A 15450-nucleotide genomic window follows, 5' to 3' on the forward strand; every position below is an offset into this window, starting at 1 on the left:
CCCATGCGGTTTCCATCACGTCTTCTTGTCTGCGCCTGCCTGGCCGGCTTCTCCAGTGGCTGCGCCACGTTCGGCACCAATGTCGAAGGCGACTTCACCTGCCGGGCGCCCAAGGGCGACTGCGCACCGGCCCACGTCATCGATGCCAAGGCGACGAACACTCTGTCGTCGGGCACGACGCCTCGTGCCGAGACACGCCCCCGGTCGGGCGTGGTGGAGGCTGACACCACGCGTACGGCGGAGCGGACCCTGCGGGTCGTCTTCCCAGCGCATGTCGATGAGGCAGGAACGCTCCATGATGAAGCGGTCGCCTGGACAGTCGTCGACAACCCGCGCTGGGCAACCGAACTGCGCCGCAAGGCGGGTGAGGACAAGAGCGGGGCCGTCATGCGCCAGGTCCGCCGGCAGTTGAAGGCCGCGCAAGCTGCGTCGGCACACGAAGCCGAAGACGGACACTCGGATGCTACCGTCGATCTTGCGTCGCCCTTTTCATCCGCGCCCACGAACGGGACCAGCACCCTGGAGACCCCGGGCGCTTATGCCCTCAGTTCCGAAAATGCAGTTTCAGATGCCTCGCCGCTGGTCCTCCCCTCCACGGCGCGCGAGGCCGTTGCCGGTGCCAAAGCACCGGCGGTCGAGGGGTTCGACACGCCGCCTCCCCCGCGCGATCGGACCCCTCGGCCAGAGGCGCGGCACAGCGCTCCCGTGTTCCCCAGCGCCGCGGCGATTGAAGCCGCGAAAGCTGCGATCCGCCCCGCAGCCAGGGCCGGTGAACAGCCGATAGCCAGCACCCCGCAGCCCGAGGAACCCAAGTAATGGCCGAGCAACTCAAGTCCGTCATTGATCGGCTGCTTAGCGGATTGCTGGGTGACGCCGAGCACGTCGAAAAGCCCCGTCCCCAGCTGATGGTCGACATGCTGTCCGACTGGCTGCCCTACAGGGTCTATGATCCGGCAACGCGCCTGTACTTCAACGCACGCTCGAAGGGCTTTGTCCTCTCGGTCACGCCGCTGATCGGCGCGGACGAGCGCACAGGGGAAATCCTCGGGCAATTCTTCTCGGAAGGCTTACCAGCGGGCGCCTGCCTGCAGGTGCTCCACCTTGCGAGCCCGCGCATCAGCAGAATCATCGCCCCGTGGTTTGCGCCACGGTACATGCAGGGCGGCGTTTACGAGGCGATTGCCCGTCACCGCGCGCGGCGGCTCTATTCGCTCGTGTGGGAGTCCGGCTCTGCGGACGCCCCCTTTCATGCGCGGCATCACCAGGTCATCGTCTCGGTCGGCGTGCCAACATCGAAGGCGGTCAGCAACGAGGATCTCAAGCAGACCCGCGAGGGGCTGGTGGCTATGCTCAAGTCGCTCAACCTCGGCGTAGTCGAAGTCGGGCCCGAAGCGCTCATCGCTGTCATCGATGATCTGACCTCGCCCACCACGGCGCCGCAGGATGATGCGGTGCCCTACAACCCGAACGATCCGATCGCCTCGCAGGCGATCCGCCACGACATCGAACTGGTCGTGGCAGAGGACCGCATGCGCCTCGTGACCGAGCGGTTCCGTCCCACCGGCAAGGTCAATGATGGGGTGCCCGAGATCGGTACCGTCTATCCCGATGCTTTCGATGTCCGGCATTTTGCTGTGCGCAACATGCCGTCGCGCTGGGCCCCTTGGGAATGCGCGCGGCTGATCGGCGACCTGTTCACCGACAAGCTGCGCTTCCCCTGCCCGGCCGCGACCATGCTGTGCCTTGTCTATCCAGACCAGGAGGCGGCATCGGCAAAGGCCGGCTTCAAGTTCATGCGGACAACCAGCCTTGCCGGCACCCGCAGCGCCCGGTTCCTGCCCCGGATCGGCGAACAGGCCGCCGAGTGGCAACATGTTCAAGCCGAGCTCCAGGAAGGCCGCCGCCTCGTGCGCGTGTTCTACGGCGTGACGACCTATTCGCCGCTGGGCCAGGGCGACCGCCACGAACGCGCGATCAAGTCGATCTATAAGGCGGCGGGCTGGGATCTCACCGACGAGCGCTATCTGCAGATCCAGGGGCTTCTCGCGGCGATGCCGCTTACGCTCGCCGACGGGCTCGGTGCCGACATGGAGCGGCTGAAGCGGTTCAAGACCGTGCTGTCGACCACTGCAGCCAATATCGCCCCCATGCAGGGCGAATATCTCGGAAGCGCCCACCCTCACCTGCTGTTCGTCGGTCGGCGCGGCCAGCCCTTCTTCTGGTCGCCGTTCGAGAACGAGGCCGGCAACCACAATGTCGCGATCTGCGGCAAGTCGGGATCGGGCAAGTCGGTGCTGCTCCAGGAGATGTGCGCAGCCCTGCGCGGCGCCGGCGCGCAGGTGGTCGTGATCGACGATGGCCGCAGCTTCGAGCATTCGGTCAAGCTGCAGGGCGGCCGCTTTGTCGAGTTCACGATGAAAGCGGGCTTCTGCCTCAACCCATTCTCGATGATCGACGCAGCCCGCGCCGCCGAGGACGAAGATTATCGCCTCGACTGCTTCGGGATGATCAAGGCGATCGTCGGGCAAATGGCCCGCCACAGCGCGAAACTGACTGATACCGAGCGCGGGCTGATCGACCGGGCGGTCAACCTCGTCTGGACGGAACATGGCGCGGCTGCGACGGTCACCACCGTCGGCGAGATGCTGGCCAGTCTCGGCCATGACACGGCCGCAGACATTGCGACTGCGCTTGCCCCCTACATGGCTGGCGGAACCTACGGCGCGTTCTTCGAAGGCCAGGCCAGTCTCGACCTCGATGCAGATTTCACAGTGTTCGAGATGTCCGACCTCGCGAGCCGGGAGGATCTGCGCAGCGTGGTGCTCTCTGCGATCATGTTCATGACCAGCCAGGCCATGACGCGCAGCCCAAGGTCGCTGCGCAAGCTGCTACTGATCGATGAAGCATGGTCGATGCTGAAGGGCGGCTCGATGGGTGAGTTCGTCGAAACCTATGCCCGCACCTGCCGGAAATATGGCGGCGCCCTCGCGACCGCCACACAGTCGCTAAACGACTACTACAAGTCCGACGGGGCGACGGCAGCGCTGGAGAATAGCGACTGGATGCTGATCCTTCAGCAGAAGCCGGAGACGATCGCCGATTTCAAGGCGAGCAAACGCCTCGATATGGACGATCGCACCGAGACGCTGATCCGTAGCCTCAAGCGCTCCGGGAGCGACTATTCCGAGGTGTTCATCAAGGGGCCGGAGACCGAGGCGATCGGACGGCTCGTGCTCGACGACTATTCGGCAACGCTCTTCTCGAGTTCGCCCCAGACCTTCGCCGCCATCGATGCCGAGATCGCCCGCGGCCACCAGCTCGCCGATGCCATCGAGCGCATCGCTCATCCCAACCGCTGACACCTCTTGACCAAAGGATTCTGAAACTCATGCCTCTCCACCTCGTCACCCCGTTCGACCGGACGGATGCGCCCGAAGACGAACAGCCCCTATTCCCGCCGGTGCCGACCTGGCGCTCGCGCATCGCCGATGGCTGCTACATCGTGCTGCGCGGTAGTCTGTTTCTGGGCTCGTCCTATCTGATGGCTCTGGGCCTGCCGCTGCTCTTCTTCCTGCTCCTATCGGGCGGCAATCCCGACGCCCTCTTCGCCCATGTCGCCAATCTCGCAGACCGCTTCCTGGGGGCCGAGCTTGAGCGGCGCGTGACCTTCCTCGACCAGTGCAAGTTCGTTCTGATCGGTCTCGCCACGCTTGTCGTCGTGTGGCGCATGCCGCGCTTCATCCGTGATCTCGACCGCGAACTCTCGGGAGAAAAGCTGTGAGGAACATTCTGGCAACATCAAACCTTCGCAGGCGGCTTGCATCGATCAATCTCACCGCTGTCGTGCTCGGCGTCGGCATGATCGGGCAGGTCCTGTGGGGCGTCTGGACGACCGACAAGGTGCTCACCCTTGAGAAGCGCGAGGTCGTGACGGTCCAGCTGAGCCGGATCATGAGCGACTTCATCGAAGCCGAAGCACGATCTGGTCGTCCTCCGGAGGAAACCAGGCTGCGCGTGCAGGCCTACCTCAAGGCCGTGGAAGCCTCGGTGCAGCAGCTAGGCCGCGAAGGCCGCACGGTCCTCGTTGCCGAAGCCGTGGTGGCCGGGAGCACGCCGGACCTGACGCAATCTGTGCGCGCCGATGTTGTGCGCCGGATGGGAGCCATCCCCGATGCTGCCCGCTGATCGCCTGATCCGCTCTGCGTCCGCGCGCCGTCTCGTGCTTTGGGGCGGGCTTGGCGCCGGGGCGCTGGCACTCTCCTCGCTCGCCGCCTTCGCTCAGGGCCACGCGCTCATGATCAACGTGAGCCCCAGCCTGCCCTACTGGGCCCTCTGGGTGACGCGCGGGGCGGCCGTGCACCGCGGGGATATCATCCTATTCGATCCGCCTGCTTCCTCGTTGCTGGTGAAGCATTTCGGGGCGGCGCCGAAACCGTTCGGTAAGCGGGTGAGCGGCGTGCCGGGCGACATCGTCACCGAGCAAAACCGCACCTACTTCGTCAACGGGCAGGCTGTCGCCAAGGCCAAGCTCACGAGCCGCCTTGGTGAACACCTCGCGCTCGGCCCGACGGGCCGCGTTCCGCAAGGCTGCTATTTCGTCACAAGCGAACACAAGGACGGTTTCGACAGCCGCTACGGCGCAATCGGTTGGATTTGCGGCCCACGCATTTTCGGGGTCGGGAGGCCGATCCTGTGAGGCTCCTTACCTTCCCCATATGCGCCACTGCGCTGGCGCTGGCCATAGCGCCAGAAGCAATGGCTCGCGATTACGGTCAGCACGGCACGGTCTGGCCAGTCATCGAACCGGACCTGCTGCAGCAGATCCATGCCAGGCTTACGCAGCTCGAGAAGACCGGCGAGACCGCCCGCCTCAATGAGGAGCTGAAGCGGCGCACGATCGCCCGGGTCAACCGGCCAGAGCCTGTCACAGGTCTCTCCCTCGCTCCGGCAACACGCAGCTGGCGTTTCGATCCGACGATCACCGTCGAGCGCGACATTGCCGACGACAAGGGCCGGGTCATCATTGCCGCAGGCACAAGGGTCAATCCGCTCGATACCGTGCCGCTGCGGGCTCCGCTCGTCTTCCTCGATGGCGACGACCCGGCACAGCTCGCCTGGGCCACCCGTCGCTATGCCAGCACAAAGGCCAAGTTCATCCTCGTGGCCGGTGCGCCGCTCGAACTCATGAAAGCCCGCCAGCGGCGCTTCTACTTCGACCAAGGCGGCACGCTGGTGAAGCACTTCGGCATTCGCGCAGTACCGGCAACCGTCGAGCAGCAGGGTCGCGCGCTCCTCATCACCGAACAGTCGGTGCCTCCCAAGGAGCGTGCGCCATCATGAGCAGGAACAATCGGCTTCTGTCATGGCTTTGCGGAGCACTTCTGCTTGCCAGCATGAACATCATCTCAGCCGCTCCAGCCCAGGCTGCGGCCGGTCCCGGGCGCTGCACCGGCAAGTTCGTCAATCCGATCACGGACATTTGCTGGTCATGCCTCTTTCCGATTTCGGTTGGCGGCCTGAAGATCTGGCCGTCAAGCCGGCCCGACACCAGCAACCCAGCTCTCCCCGTTTGCCTCTGCGGTTTGCGGCCCGGTATCGCCATGGGGTTCTGGGAGCCGGTCCGGCTTGCCGACGTCAGCATGAAGCCTTGGTGCTTCGTCAATCTGGGCGGGATGAAGCTCGATCCGGGGTTCGACATCGGCTTCAAGTCGATGGCGGGGCCATCTGCAGTTGGCGGCAATACCCAGTACAACTCGCAGTGGCATGTCCATTGGTATGCCTATCCGCTGATCTACTGGATGGAGATCATCGCCGATTTCCTGTGCCTCGAGTCCGGCTCGATCGACATCCTTTACATCACCGAGATCGATCCGCTCTGGCAGGACAGCGAACTCACCGCGATCATCAATCCCGAGGCGGTGCTGTTCGCCAATCCGCTGGCGCTTGCGGCCTGCGCGGCCGACTGCGTGGCGGCAACGGCCAAGCTGCCGACCGATGAACTGTTCTGGTGCGCGGGCTGTCAGGGCACGATGTATCCGCTCAACGGGAATGTCTCGGCGACCATTGGCCATGTCCAAGCGTCGCGGCTCGCGCTCGCCCGCTTCTCCTACAAGCTCCACCGCGAGCTCGTCGCCTGGGGGACGATGGGGAGCAAGGGACTTTGCGGCAAGTACCTGATGCCGGTGATGCGCAAGCAGCAATACCGCTTCCAGGCCACCAATCCCAATCCGCAGACCAAGGGCCGCTACGCCTGCGCGCCCATTGGTGCCTCCACCACCTTCATGTCGGCAGGCCAGGTCTATCCCGTCATTGGCGAGGACATGGGCTATCTGGTCTGGCGCAAGCGGAACTGCTGCGCACTATGAAAACCATTCCTCGTCTCATTGTGATCGCCTCGCTTTCGAGCCTTGCCGCTTTGGCTGGCGCGTCGGCGCAGACGGCCGAACCGGACCTTGATGTGGCGGCCATCCGGGCACGCGCCAGCGCTGGCGCCAGTGATGCCGACGCGCTCTCTGCCAATGCTCGCGCAAGGGCCGAGGCGCTGGCGCGGGAGGCCAGGACAAGCACCAGCGAGGCCGAGGCGCACGCTCGTCGCTTCACCCGTGAGGCCGCCGCAAGTGCTAAGCATGATCCGGCCAGCACCTTCGACTTTGACCGGATGGTGGCCGATACCGGCACCATGACCAGCGAAGGCATGGGCGATGCGCCAAGGTTCATAGCCTTTGCTTCGCTCTCGATGCCGCCAGCGGCGTTGCGGGCAATAATCGAAGACGTGGCCAAGGCCGGCGGCATCGTCGCCCTGCGCGGTCTGCCTGGCAACAGCGCCAAGGCTCTGACGGACGCATTGGCAAAAGTCGCAAAGCCCGGCGAGCAGCTGGACGGCGTCGGTATCGACCCGCGGCTTTTCCGTGCTTTCGGGATCGAGACCGTGCCCACCTACGTCGTCACCAGCAGCGACTTCGGTCTGTGCGACGGGTTCGATTGTCGGACGCAGGTCCCGCCCCACGACCGGATGAGCGGCAATGTCAGCGCAGCCTACGCCCTTGAGACCTTCGCGCACGGCGGCGGCCCTAGCGCTTTGCTCGCGGCCCAGCACCTCGCCCGTCTTGAAAGGCAGGATCCATGAAACGACCAATCCTCTGTCGCGCAGGCGTGTTCGCGCTCCTGCTCACCCTCGCCGGACCGCTTCACGCCCAGACCACGACCGATGCCGCAAAGGCAGAGGGCAAGGCTTTCGGGCGAGACAAGGCAGCCTTGGCGCAGAGCGCGGCAACCACAAACCCGGATGCCAGTAGGATCCCCAATTTCGGCGGTGTGCCAAGCCAGTCGGGTTATTTCGACGATCCCGACCGGATGAGCCGCGAAGCGGCAAGCCAGGCCACGACCAGTACCGGCTATAAGGCCATGCGGGACTCGATGGACCGGCGGGCCCGATTTGCGCCGCAGGATCTCGATGCGACGATCGCGCGCAGCAACGTGATCAGCAATGACCCGCTCGCCTATACGAGCGGGATGGCCATCGGCGGCACACAGGGGCGCTGCGTGCCCTTGCCGCCGGCCAGCGGAACTGCCGCGCGCTACATGGCGACCTGCAATGTCGGTTACACGGCATCCCAAGAAACCCGGACCTGCCCCGTGACATTGACCGCGCGGGTCGAGCAACGTCAGCTCTACGGCTACTACTGCGTGGGCGGCAGCGGGGTCGACCCGGCTTCGGTCTATAACTGCAACCGCTACCCCGCGCCGCAATGCACGGTCACGCAGTCCTATCCGATCAACCTGTGCGATCCCTATTTCGGGATCTACTGGGGCTGCAACTCCGGCGATCTGAGGGTTGACCTCGTCAGTTGCACCGCGCCGGTCGAGGGCGCCACGCCCTATACGGTGACGGGCGAGAACGTCGTCACGACGACACGCGACGAAAGCCAGTGCGCTGGCCTCGCAGCCGACAGCTCATGTCAGCAGGACACTGAGACGTGCACCGACAGCGATCCGGTGACCCGCATTGTCGATGGCATCGCCGTGACGCAGCCTTGCTGGGCATGGAGCCGTAGTTACAGCTGCGCACAGTTTACCGAGGCTCAGGACTGCCAGACACTTGAAGACACCCCGGGCTGCAAGCTCGTGCGCGAAGACTGTCTTGCTGGCGAGCCCTGCCGCACCTGGGAGCGGGTCTATGATTGCCCGGTTCCGGACCAGCCCGCGAGCACCAACCAGTTCATCTGCGATGGCGATGTCTACTGCATCGATGGCTCCTGCGAGACCATCCAGCGCGAAGCCAATGACGAGTTCAAGGACGCGGTTGTCGCGTTGAACGCGATGAATCAGGCCCGCCGCGAATTCGATCCAGACAATCTAACCCTGTTCAAGGGGACCCGCGAAAGCTGCTCGTCGAAGGTGTTCGGCATTCTCAATTGCTGCAAGGGCAAAGGCTTCCCGCTGATTCCGGGCATCCAGCTGCTCGTGGCACTGGGCTGCAGCCGCGAGGAGATGCTGCTGCATCAAAAGGACGCACAGGGTCTGTGCGCCTACGTCGGCACTTATTGCTCGTCCTCCTTCCTTGGCGTGTGCCTGACCAAGCGGAAGGTCTACTGCTGCTTTGAATCCAAGCTCTCGCGGATCCTGCAGGAGCAAGGCCGCCAGCAGCTGAACAAGCCCTGGGGCAAGCCGAAGACCGAGCAATGCTCCGGGTTCACCATCGACGAGTTCGCCCGGCTCGACCTCAGTCGGATGGACTTCAGCGAAGTCTATGCCGAGTTCACCGACGCCGCCCGCCTGCCTGACGAACTGCAGGCCACCCAGGAAATCCAACAGAAGATCGAGGACTATTATGCCCGCGCACGCCAATAAGGCCGCGTGGCGGCTGCGTGCCGCCTGCGCGATTGCCAATGCCGTTTGCGTCCTTCCGTCCGCAAACGCGCAGACGACCACCACCCAGACCGATGCGCTGCCACGCGCCGAGACGGACGAGCGGCAGGACAGCTTCTACTGCGCCGAGCGCCGGCTTGGGTACTGGTTCTACTGCAACCGGCCCAAACCGCCGGAACAGAAGGCACCTGCGCCGGCGGCGAGCGCCACGAGCCAGCTTGACGCGATCACGGCGACCTTGCGGGAGCTCAAGGCCAAGGCGATCCTCGAGCCCACGCCTGCTAATGTGACGGCCTACATTCGGTTCCAGCGCGCCCAGCTCGACCGGGCTTCACTCTTCAGCGACGTCTGGCAACGGGCGATCTGGCAGGATCCCGAGCTCGACTACACGCTGCAGCGCCCGGTTTCGACGCTCGGCAAGCGCCAGTGGCAGGATTCGCGCAGCGCGGAACGGAACGCGGCAATGGCGCAGCTCTCCGAGCGCTACGGGCTCTTCTACTTCTTCGCCCAGAGCTGCGGCGCCTGCGAGGTCATGTCGCCGATCGTACAGAGTGTTGCCTCGACCTGGCATATCGCTGTCCGAGCGATTTCGACCGACGGCGGCCCATCGCGGCATTTCCCGAATTACACGGTCGAGACCAACCAGCGCACCCGCATGGGCCTGGAGCCCAAGATTACGCCAGCTGTCGTGCTCTGGGACGCCCTGACCGGCCGCCCTATTCCGATCGGCTACGGCGTGATGAGCGCCGACGAGCTTCAGGACCGGATTTACCTCCTCACATCGAAGGAAGCTGGACGTGACTACTAGGATGAAAAGAGCCGTCGCTGCGATCCTTGCAGCTACCCTTCCTCTCACCAGTGCATCGGCCGACGTCGGCAGTTCGATGGACTCGTTTCTGAACGACTTCGGCGGCGCAGCCAACGTCAACGGGCCGACCGCGTTCCAGGGGCAGTCAGCTGGCTATTACAGCCTCGGCAATGTCTGGACGCGCTTTCCCCAGAAGACGACCAACATTGCCAACCTGCAGCTGCCGCGCGCCCGCGCAGGGTGCGGCGGTATCGACATTTTCGCGGGATCCTTCAGCTTCATCAACGCGAGCGAGATCGTGGCGATGCTGAAGGCGGTCGCCAACAATGCCGTCGGCTTCGCCTTCAGCCTGGCGATCGACACGGTCTGCCCGGAATGCTCGAAGATCATGCAGGAGTTCAGCCAGAAGGCTCAGCTCATGAACAACCTCAACATCAATTCCTGCGAGATGGCACAAGGATTGGTGGGCGGAATCTGGCCGAAGGGCGACCTTGCCGACAAGGCGGTCTGCGAAGCGATCGGCAACTCCGAGGGCATCTTCACCGACTATGCTGCAGCCAAGCACGGCTGCGGCACAAGGGGGCAGCGTTCGAGCACGACTGCGCAAGGGTCGGGCAAGTATGACGACGTCAATCCCGGCGTGCCGCGAAACTACACCTGGACGATCCTCAAGAAGTCGGCGTTCTTCTCACCCGGAGGCCGCTTCGACGAAGAGCTCGCCGAATATGCCATGACGCTGTTGGGCACGATCATCTACGTGCCGCCCAAGGACGATGAACCGGGCAAGTTCGTGCCGATTGTTGGCGAAGCCTCGTCGACGCTTGTGACCTCGTTGCTGGATGGCACCACGAACGGCAACGTCCTCATTTTCGACTGCGACGAGACGGAGAAGTGCCTCAACCCAGGTTTCAAGTCGCTGAGCCTGCCCGCATCGAAAGCGCTGCGGCCGCGCGTCGCGGCGCTCATTGGCGGGATGGTTCAAGCGATCCGCGATGATACGGCGATCACCGAAGAGCAGAAGGAACTGCTGCAGGTCGCATCGATCCCGCTCTACAAGATCCTGACCGTCCAGGCGGCCTATGGCCGCGGCATGCCGACCGACGACCGCGAGACCCTGGCCGAGATCGCCAGTGTCGACCTGCTGTTTGCCGTGCTCGACCGGATCGTCAGCGAGGCCGGCCGATCGATGTCGAGCTTCATAGGGGCCGACGAAGCGAAGATCGCGATGTGGCAGAGCCAGGTCAATGTCGTGCGTCAGGCGCTGGCTGATCGGCAGGCCAACACGCATCTCAAGGTCAATGCGGTGCTGCAGATCATCGAGAAGACGGCGTTCATCGAGAACGTGCTGGCTGCCTCAATGTCTCCCGGCATGGCCGCATCGCTCGACTGGTCGCGCGGCGTCCAGAGCCGCGCCCTCACCCACTGACCGGGCCAACCACATCCAGGCGGGACAATAGACATGGTCGAGATTTTCACGGTCGGCGGCGGCGACTATCTGGTCAACGTCTTCCAGGCAGTCGCTGCCTGGACCGGCAATGGCGGCTACAAAAGCCTGCTCCAGGTGGTCATGGTGATGGGTCTTGGCCTTTCCGCCCTGACACTGGCATTCAACCAGGACTGGCGGGCGTGGATCAACTGGTTCCTGGGCGCCACGCTCATCTACTCCTGCCTGATGGTGCCGCGGCTCGATGTCCATGTGACCGACCGGCTCAACCCGAGCCTTGCGCCAGCCAATGTCAGCAATGTGCCGCTGGGCCTGGCTCTCATGGCGAGCTTTACCAGCCAGGTCGGCGATTATTTGACGGGCTCGGCCGAGGTGGTGTTCGGCCTGCCTGGCGATCTCAACTATTCAAAGAACGGCATGATCTACGGCGCGCGGCTCTACGATGCGACCCGGTCCTTGCGGATTTCCGATCCCGAGTTCGCCGCCAATCTCGATGAGCATTTCCGGCAGTGCGTGTTCTACGATGTCTTGCTCGGCCGCTACTCGATGAAGGAGCTGGCGGAGACGGGCGACATCTGGGCGACGATAGCCCCGGGCAGCCAGGCTCGCGCGCAACGGTTCCTGACACGCGATGCGACCACTGGCGAGGTGAGCTCGAACATCGTGACTTGCCGCGAGGCTTACGACACGCTCAATGCGCAGTGGGCCGGACTGGTCGATGCGATGGGTTCGGTATTCGGCCGACAGCTCTACCCCAACCAGACGGCCGCGCTGGCCAAAGCGAAGCTCTTCGCCGATCTGCCGGTCGCCTATCAGTACCTGACCGGGGTCTCGGCCAACGCGACCGAGATCTTCAAGCAGACGCTGACGATCAATGCGATGAGCCAGGCCATGCACTCGATGTCCGGCGGCAGCGGCGCGGGCAATGTCGACGTCTATGCCCAGACCCGCGCCGACATCCAGACCGAGCGGACCTATGGTTCGATCGCGAGCAACGCGATGAAGTGGGTTCCGCTCCTGAACGTCGTGCTGACCGTACTGTTCTACGCCCTCTTCCCGGTGCTGTTTCCCCTATTCCTGCTTCCCAAGACGGGCCCGGTCGCACTCAAGGGCTATGTGACGGGCTTCTTCTATCTCGCGGCCTGGGGACCGCTGTTCGTGATCCTCCACATGATGTTGATGTACAAGGGCGCGGCCGACATGAGCGCGGTCACAGGCAGCAACGGCCTCAGCCTTGCGAGCTTCACCGGGATGGCCGACGTGAACAGCGATATTGGCCTGCTGGCAGGCTACCTCATCGCCTCGGTTCCGTTCCTGGCAGGCGGTGTGGCCAAGGGTGCCATGGCAATCTCGCACCATGCGACGAGCTACCTCAACCCGAGCCAGAACGCGGCGGAAGAAGCTGCCCGAGAGGCGAGCACAGGCAATATCTCGCTCGGCAACAGCAGCTTCGAAAACTCGAGCGTCCTCACGCGCCAGTTCGCCCAAGGCACGATTGCTCCGAGCTTCACCTATGGCGCGCCGCAGACCCGGACATTCAGCGACACCGGCTCTATGACCACGAGCTTCCCGGAGGGCAGTTACGACCAGATCCCGAACTCCAGTTATCCCTTTACGCCGACGCTGGGCCAGGAGTTCACATCGCGGCTTTCGACAATGGCGTCCCAGGCCCGCGCCAACAGCGAGACCTATGCCAATGTCGCAACGGAATCGACGACCAGCGCCGTCACGAAGTTCCGCGAGCTCAGGGACCAGTTCAGCCGAGGCGCATCCTTCGAGAGCGCGACCGGCACCTCGAATTCCGACAGCATCCAGACCGCATTCAGCGAGGTCGATCAGGCATCGACCAGTCTGCAGCGGCAATTCGGGTTGTCGCGCAGAGCGGCCGATGACATCTCCACTGCCTGGTTCATAGGTGGTGAAGCCGGCGCCAAAGCGGGAATCTCAAACGGTGTCGCTTCGGCCAACGTCGGCCTCAAGGGCGGTGGGACACGGACATGGACCGACAGCGACATCGGCATCGCATCCGAAGACCGTTCCCGGATCTTTGGTAGCCTGTCCCAGATGTCGGACAGCCGCAATTGGTCGAGCACCCGCGATGGGTTCGTTCGCTCAGTGAGCACCTCGAGCAGCTCGTCGATCTCGACAACCGCAATCGGCATGAATGCCTCTCTGACGGAAGCGCAGAGCTTCACTATCGAGGCTCGCCGAGCCGAGGAGCTTGCCAATCGTCTAGAGAGCCAAGCGTCTTTCTTTGAGGGCAACAGTGCTGCAGGCAATCTGAATCTGTCACAAGCCTACCGAGAATGGGGTCTCGCCGAAATTGAAAGCAACCGTGACTATTATGGCAACGCTCGGTTCGACGACGTCACTTTCCAGCTCAGTCCGGAAGGCCAGGCATTGCAGGCAAAGTTCATCGAAAGTTACGCCGAGCAGCTTCGCGACGGGATCGATGATCGCCTCGTACTCGTCTCCGGACAGCCCATATCGCGTCCAACCGTCTCCAGCGCGGCGTCAGTGCGCGGCCAATCACAAATCGGCGGCGGCAATCGAGGCTCAGTGCCAATGTCAGGTGCCGGCAATCTCCACGAAGAAGTGCAAAGGGCTCAGGCGATAGGACGCCAAAGGATCAGCGGCTCCAAGGGACGCCTCGACGCTGTTACGAAGGGAGCCCAAGGCGCCAGCGCAGAGGCAGCGGATGACGTGAAAGAGTGGTAACCTGCAATAGTCACCACAATCCGAATGACCCACCAGCCAAGTACGAGAAACCAGCTGCAATGACGACCAGAACCCCTATCGTGAGCCTACGCCCCCAAGGGTCGGCCCACGACTTCTTGATCTTGTACTCCATTAGGCGATTGTCACGAATTGCCTGGTCGATTTCCGACAAGCCTTCCCAGCGGCGACTTCCGTGCGCTTTGGCGTCATCAAGATCAAAGTGTGTCATAATCGCATCCACCCCAATTCACATGGGAACATAGCAGAAACACGATGTCGGTGAAGCACTATAATTCACCACTGCAGACGCTTGCTCAATTCAAATGGGTCATGTGGTGTGGAGCCCTCAATCGGCCACCCATATTTCGCTGCGGTGCCACGCCAAACGGCTTCTGTGTTCATCCACCAACTGCAACGGAGGCGCTTGATCCAGCGCCAGTGCAAGTCGCGCTGATTTGCCAAGCCTGGGGGAGGCAATAGCATTGCCCAAGTCGTCGAAAGTCACCAAGCCGCTATCGAATGCGGCGTCCCACAAAGATGATAGTAGCAAGCCATTGTGGACGTTCAGTCTTTCCTGATCGCTCTCACAATCGGCCCACGGAATGATATGTGAGGCGCGAAGCAGTTGCGGCTCAACGATGCCAGTGAACGGGCAAGTTCTGTTCCAGTAATCCATGACTGCTGCCCGGAATCGATCCTGCCCTATTCGGACCTTCTGAGCGCGGTCGGCTTCTGTGTCGCCCAGATGAGAGGTTCCCCGAACGAAGTCTTCAAAGGGCAAGGTGGGCAGACTCAGCGACAGGCGGTAAACTGCACTGACGCCAGCAAAGAGGGCGTCTCTCGTGATGAAGGCAAAGGCCGCTGCATGTCCCTTCGCACATGGTCCGGCAGCCTTCGCCTTAAGTTCCCTGGCCGCACCTGGATGTGCGACTGACAAGAAGAATGGCCCATGCAAGCCGGAAGCTGTTGCGGCGACCGCTATTTCACCCGGTGCTGACGCAGACGAGTAAAACAGCCAACCAGCTGCCTGGCCTTGGGAAATGCGATACCCTTGACCGTTGGCGGCATCGCGTAGCTCAGATTCAAGCGCGAAGGGGTAATCGAAAAGGCGTTGCCCGGTGTCGATCATGGGATACGTTCGCTTTCAATATCGTCACCAGCTCTCATGAAAGAGCTGCGAAACCGGTTCCATCGATCCGGGTAGTGCTTTCCCCGAACAAGTGAGCCCCAGAAAAGTCGCCGGTCGGATAGCGCCGACGTAGATATAGCGCTCAAATAGTTCAGGTTCTTGGCAGGCAAGTTCGTCAATATCGACAAAGAAGATCGCCTCGAACTCAAGACCCTTGATGTGTTGAACCTCAAATATTCTCACGTCATTTTCCGGGCCGATTGCCTGGCCCTTTGGACAAGCCACAGCACGAATGGCTTGGTCCTCCAGGGCTTCGTTCAAGGCATCGGCAAGCGTCTGGAGCTGGTCTTCCCGATTCACCAGCACCGCGATCGACCTCGATCCATCGCAAAGGAGGGCGGGCGCTGGCGACGCTGATACCATCAGTCATCCCCTTCAGCTTGCGGGAGGAAAGTCTCGCCGCAGTGGCAAGATCGGAAATTC

Annotated in this window: 14 protein-coding genes; 12 read left to right on the forward strand and 2 right to left on the reverse strand. The window is 62.9% G+C overall.

Annotation, left to right across the window (positions count from 1 at the left end; genetic code table 11):
* The first annotated feature begins 3 nt into the window (after positions 1–3).
* Genes ACT53M_RS03035 through ACT53M_RS03090 form a run of 12 tightly spaced genes read left to right on the forward strand, consistent with a single transcriptional unit; the run spans position 4 to position 13838 of the window.
* The gene (locus tag ACT53M_RS03035; protein WP_476231395.1) at positions 4–816 is read left to right on the forward strand and encodes a conjugal transfer protein TraV; all 813 of its coding nucleotides are present in this window, start codon (positions 4–6) and stop codon (positions 814–816) included.
* Positions 816–3359, forward strand: a complete 2544-nt coding sequence (gene traC / locus ACT53M_RS03040; protein WP_476231397.1) for a type IV secretion system protein TraC — start codon at positions 816–818, stop codon at positions 3357–3359. The genes ACT53M_RS03035 and traC overlap by 1 nt, the downstream gene beginning before the upstream one ends.
* A gap of 29 nt (positions 3360–3388) precedes the next feature.
* On the forward strand, positions 3389–3781 hold the full coding sequence (locus tag ACT53M_RS03045; protein WP_476231399.1) for a hypothetical protein: 393 nt from the start codon (positions 3389–3391) through the stop codon (positions 3779–3781).
* Complete coding sequence (locus ACT53M_RS03050; protein WP_476231400.1) at positions 3778–4185, forward strand: type-F conjugative transfer system protein TrbI; 408 nt, start codon at positions 3778–3780, stop codon at positions 4183–4185. The genes ACT53M_RS03045 and ACT53M_RS03050 overlap by 4 nt, the downstream gene beginning before the upstream one ends.
* Positions 4172–4696 (forward strand): S26 family signal peptidase, encoded by a 525-nt coding sequence (locus ACT53M_RS03055; protein ID WP_476231401.1) that lies wholly within the window; start codon positions 4172–4174, stop codon positions 4694–4696. Before ACT53M_RS03050 ends, ACT53M_RS03055 begins: the two co-directional genes overlap by 14 nt.
* Positions 4693–5340 carry a type-F conjugative transfer system protein TraW gene (gene traW, locus ACT53M_RS03060; RefSeq protein WP_476231402.1) on the forward strand — a complete coding sequence of 216 codons (648 nt, stop codon included), beginning with the start codon at positions 4693–4695 and terminating at the stop codon, positions 5338–5340. The genes ACT53M_RS03055 and traW overlap by 4 nt, the downstream gene beginning before the upstream one ends.
* Positions 5341–5393: 53 nt before the next feature.
* Positions 5394–6365, forward strand: coding sequence for a conjugal transfer pilus assembly protein TraU (gene traU / locus ACT53M_RS03065; RefSeq protein ID WP_476231403.1), 972 nt, complete (start codon positions 5394–5396; stop codon positions 6363–6365).
* Positions 6362–7126, forward strand: a complete 765-nt coding sequence (gene trbC / locus ACT53M_RS03070) for a type-F conjugative transfer system pilin assembly protein TrbC (protein WP_476231404.1) — start codon at positions 6362–6364, stop codon at positions 7124–7126. The genes traU and trbC overlap by 4 nt, the downstream gene beginning before the upstream one ends.
* Positions 7123–8850 (forward strand): conjugal transfer protein TraN, encoded by a 1728-nt coding sequence (locus ACT53M_RS03075; RefSeq protein WP_476231405.1) that lies wholly within the window; start codon positions 7123–7125, stop codon positions 8848–8850. The genes trbC and ACT53M_RS03075 overlap by 4 nt, the downstream gene beginning before the upstream one ends.
* Entirely contained in the window at positions 8831–9676 is an 846-nt protein-coding gene (locus ACT53M_RS03080) for a conjugal transfer protein TraF (protein ID WP_476231406.1), read from the forward strand. Before ACT53M_RS03075 ends, ACT53M_RS03080 begins: the two co-directional genes overlap by 20 nt.
* A 1-nt stretch (position 9677) precedes the next feature.
* Positions 9678–11102 (forward strand): conjugal transfer protein TraH, encoded by a 1425-nt coding sequence (locus ACT53M_RS03085; RefSeq protein ID WP_476231407.1) that lies wholly within the window; start codon positions 9678–9680, stop codon positions 11100–11102.
* A 33-nt stretch (positions 11103–11135) separates the two neighbouring features.
* On the forward strand, positions 11136–13838 hold the full coding sequence (locus ACT53M_RS03090; protein ID WP_476231408.1) for a conjugal transfer protein TraG N-terminal domain-containing protein: 2703 nt from the start codon (positions 11136–11138) through the stop codon (positions 13836–13838).
* 346 nt (positions 13839–14184) lie between these two features.
* Here the strand turns inward: ACT53M_RS03090 and ACT53M_RS03095 are convergent, their stop codons facing one another.
* Both ACT53M_RS03095 and ACT53M_RS03100 read right to left on the reverse strand, forming a co-directional pair.
* Entirely contained in the window at positions 14185–14967 is a 783-nt protein-coding gene (locus ACT53M_RS03095; RefSeq protein ID WP_081095300.1) for an HNH endonuclease, read from the reverse strand.
* Positions 14968–14991: 24 nt separating this feature from the next.
* Complete coding sequence (locus ACT53M_RS03100) at positions 14992–15390, reverse strand: ATP-binding domain-containing protein (protein ID WP_476231409.1); 399 nt, start codon at positions 15388–15390, stop codon at positions 14992–14994.
* Positions 15391–15450: the final 60 nt, after the last annotated feature.

Source organism: Sphingomonas sp. DMC6 (assembly GCF_056314225.1).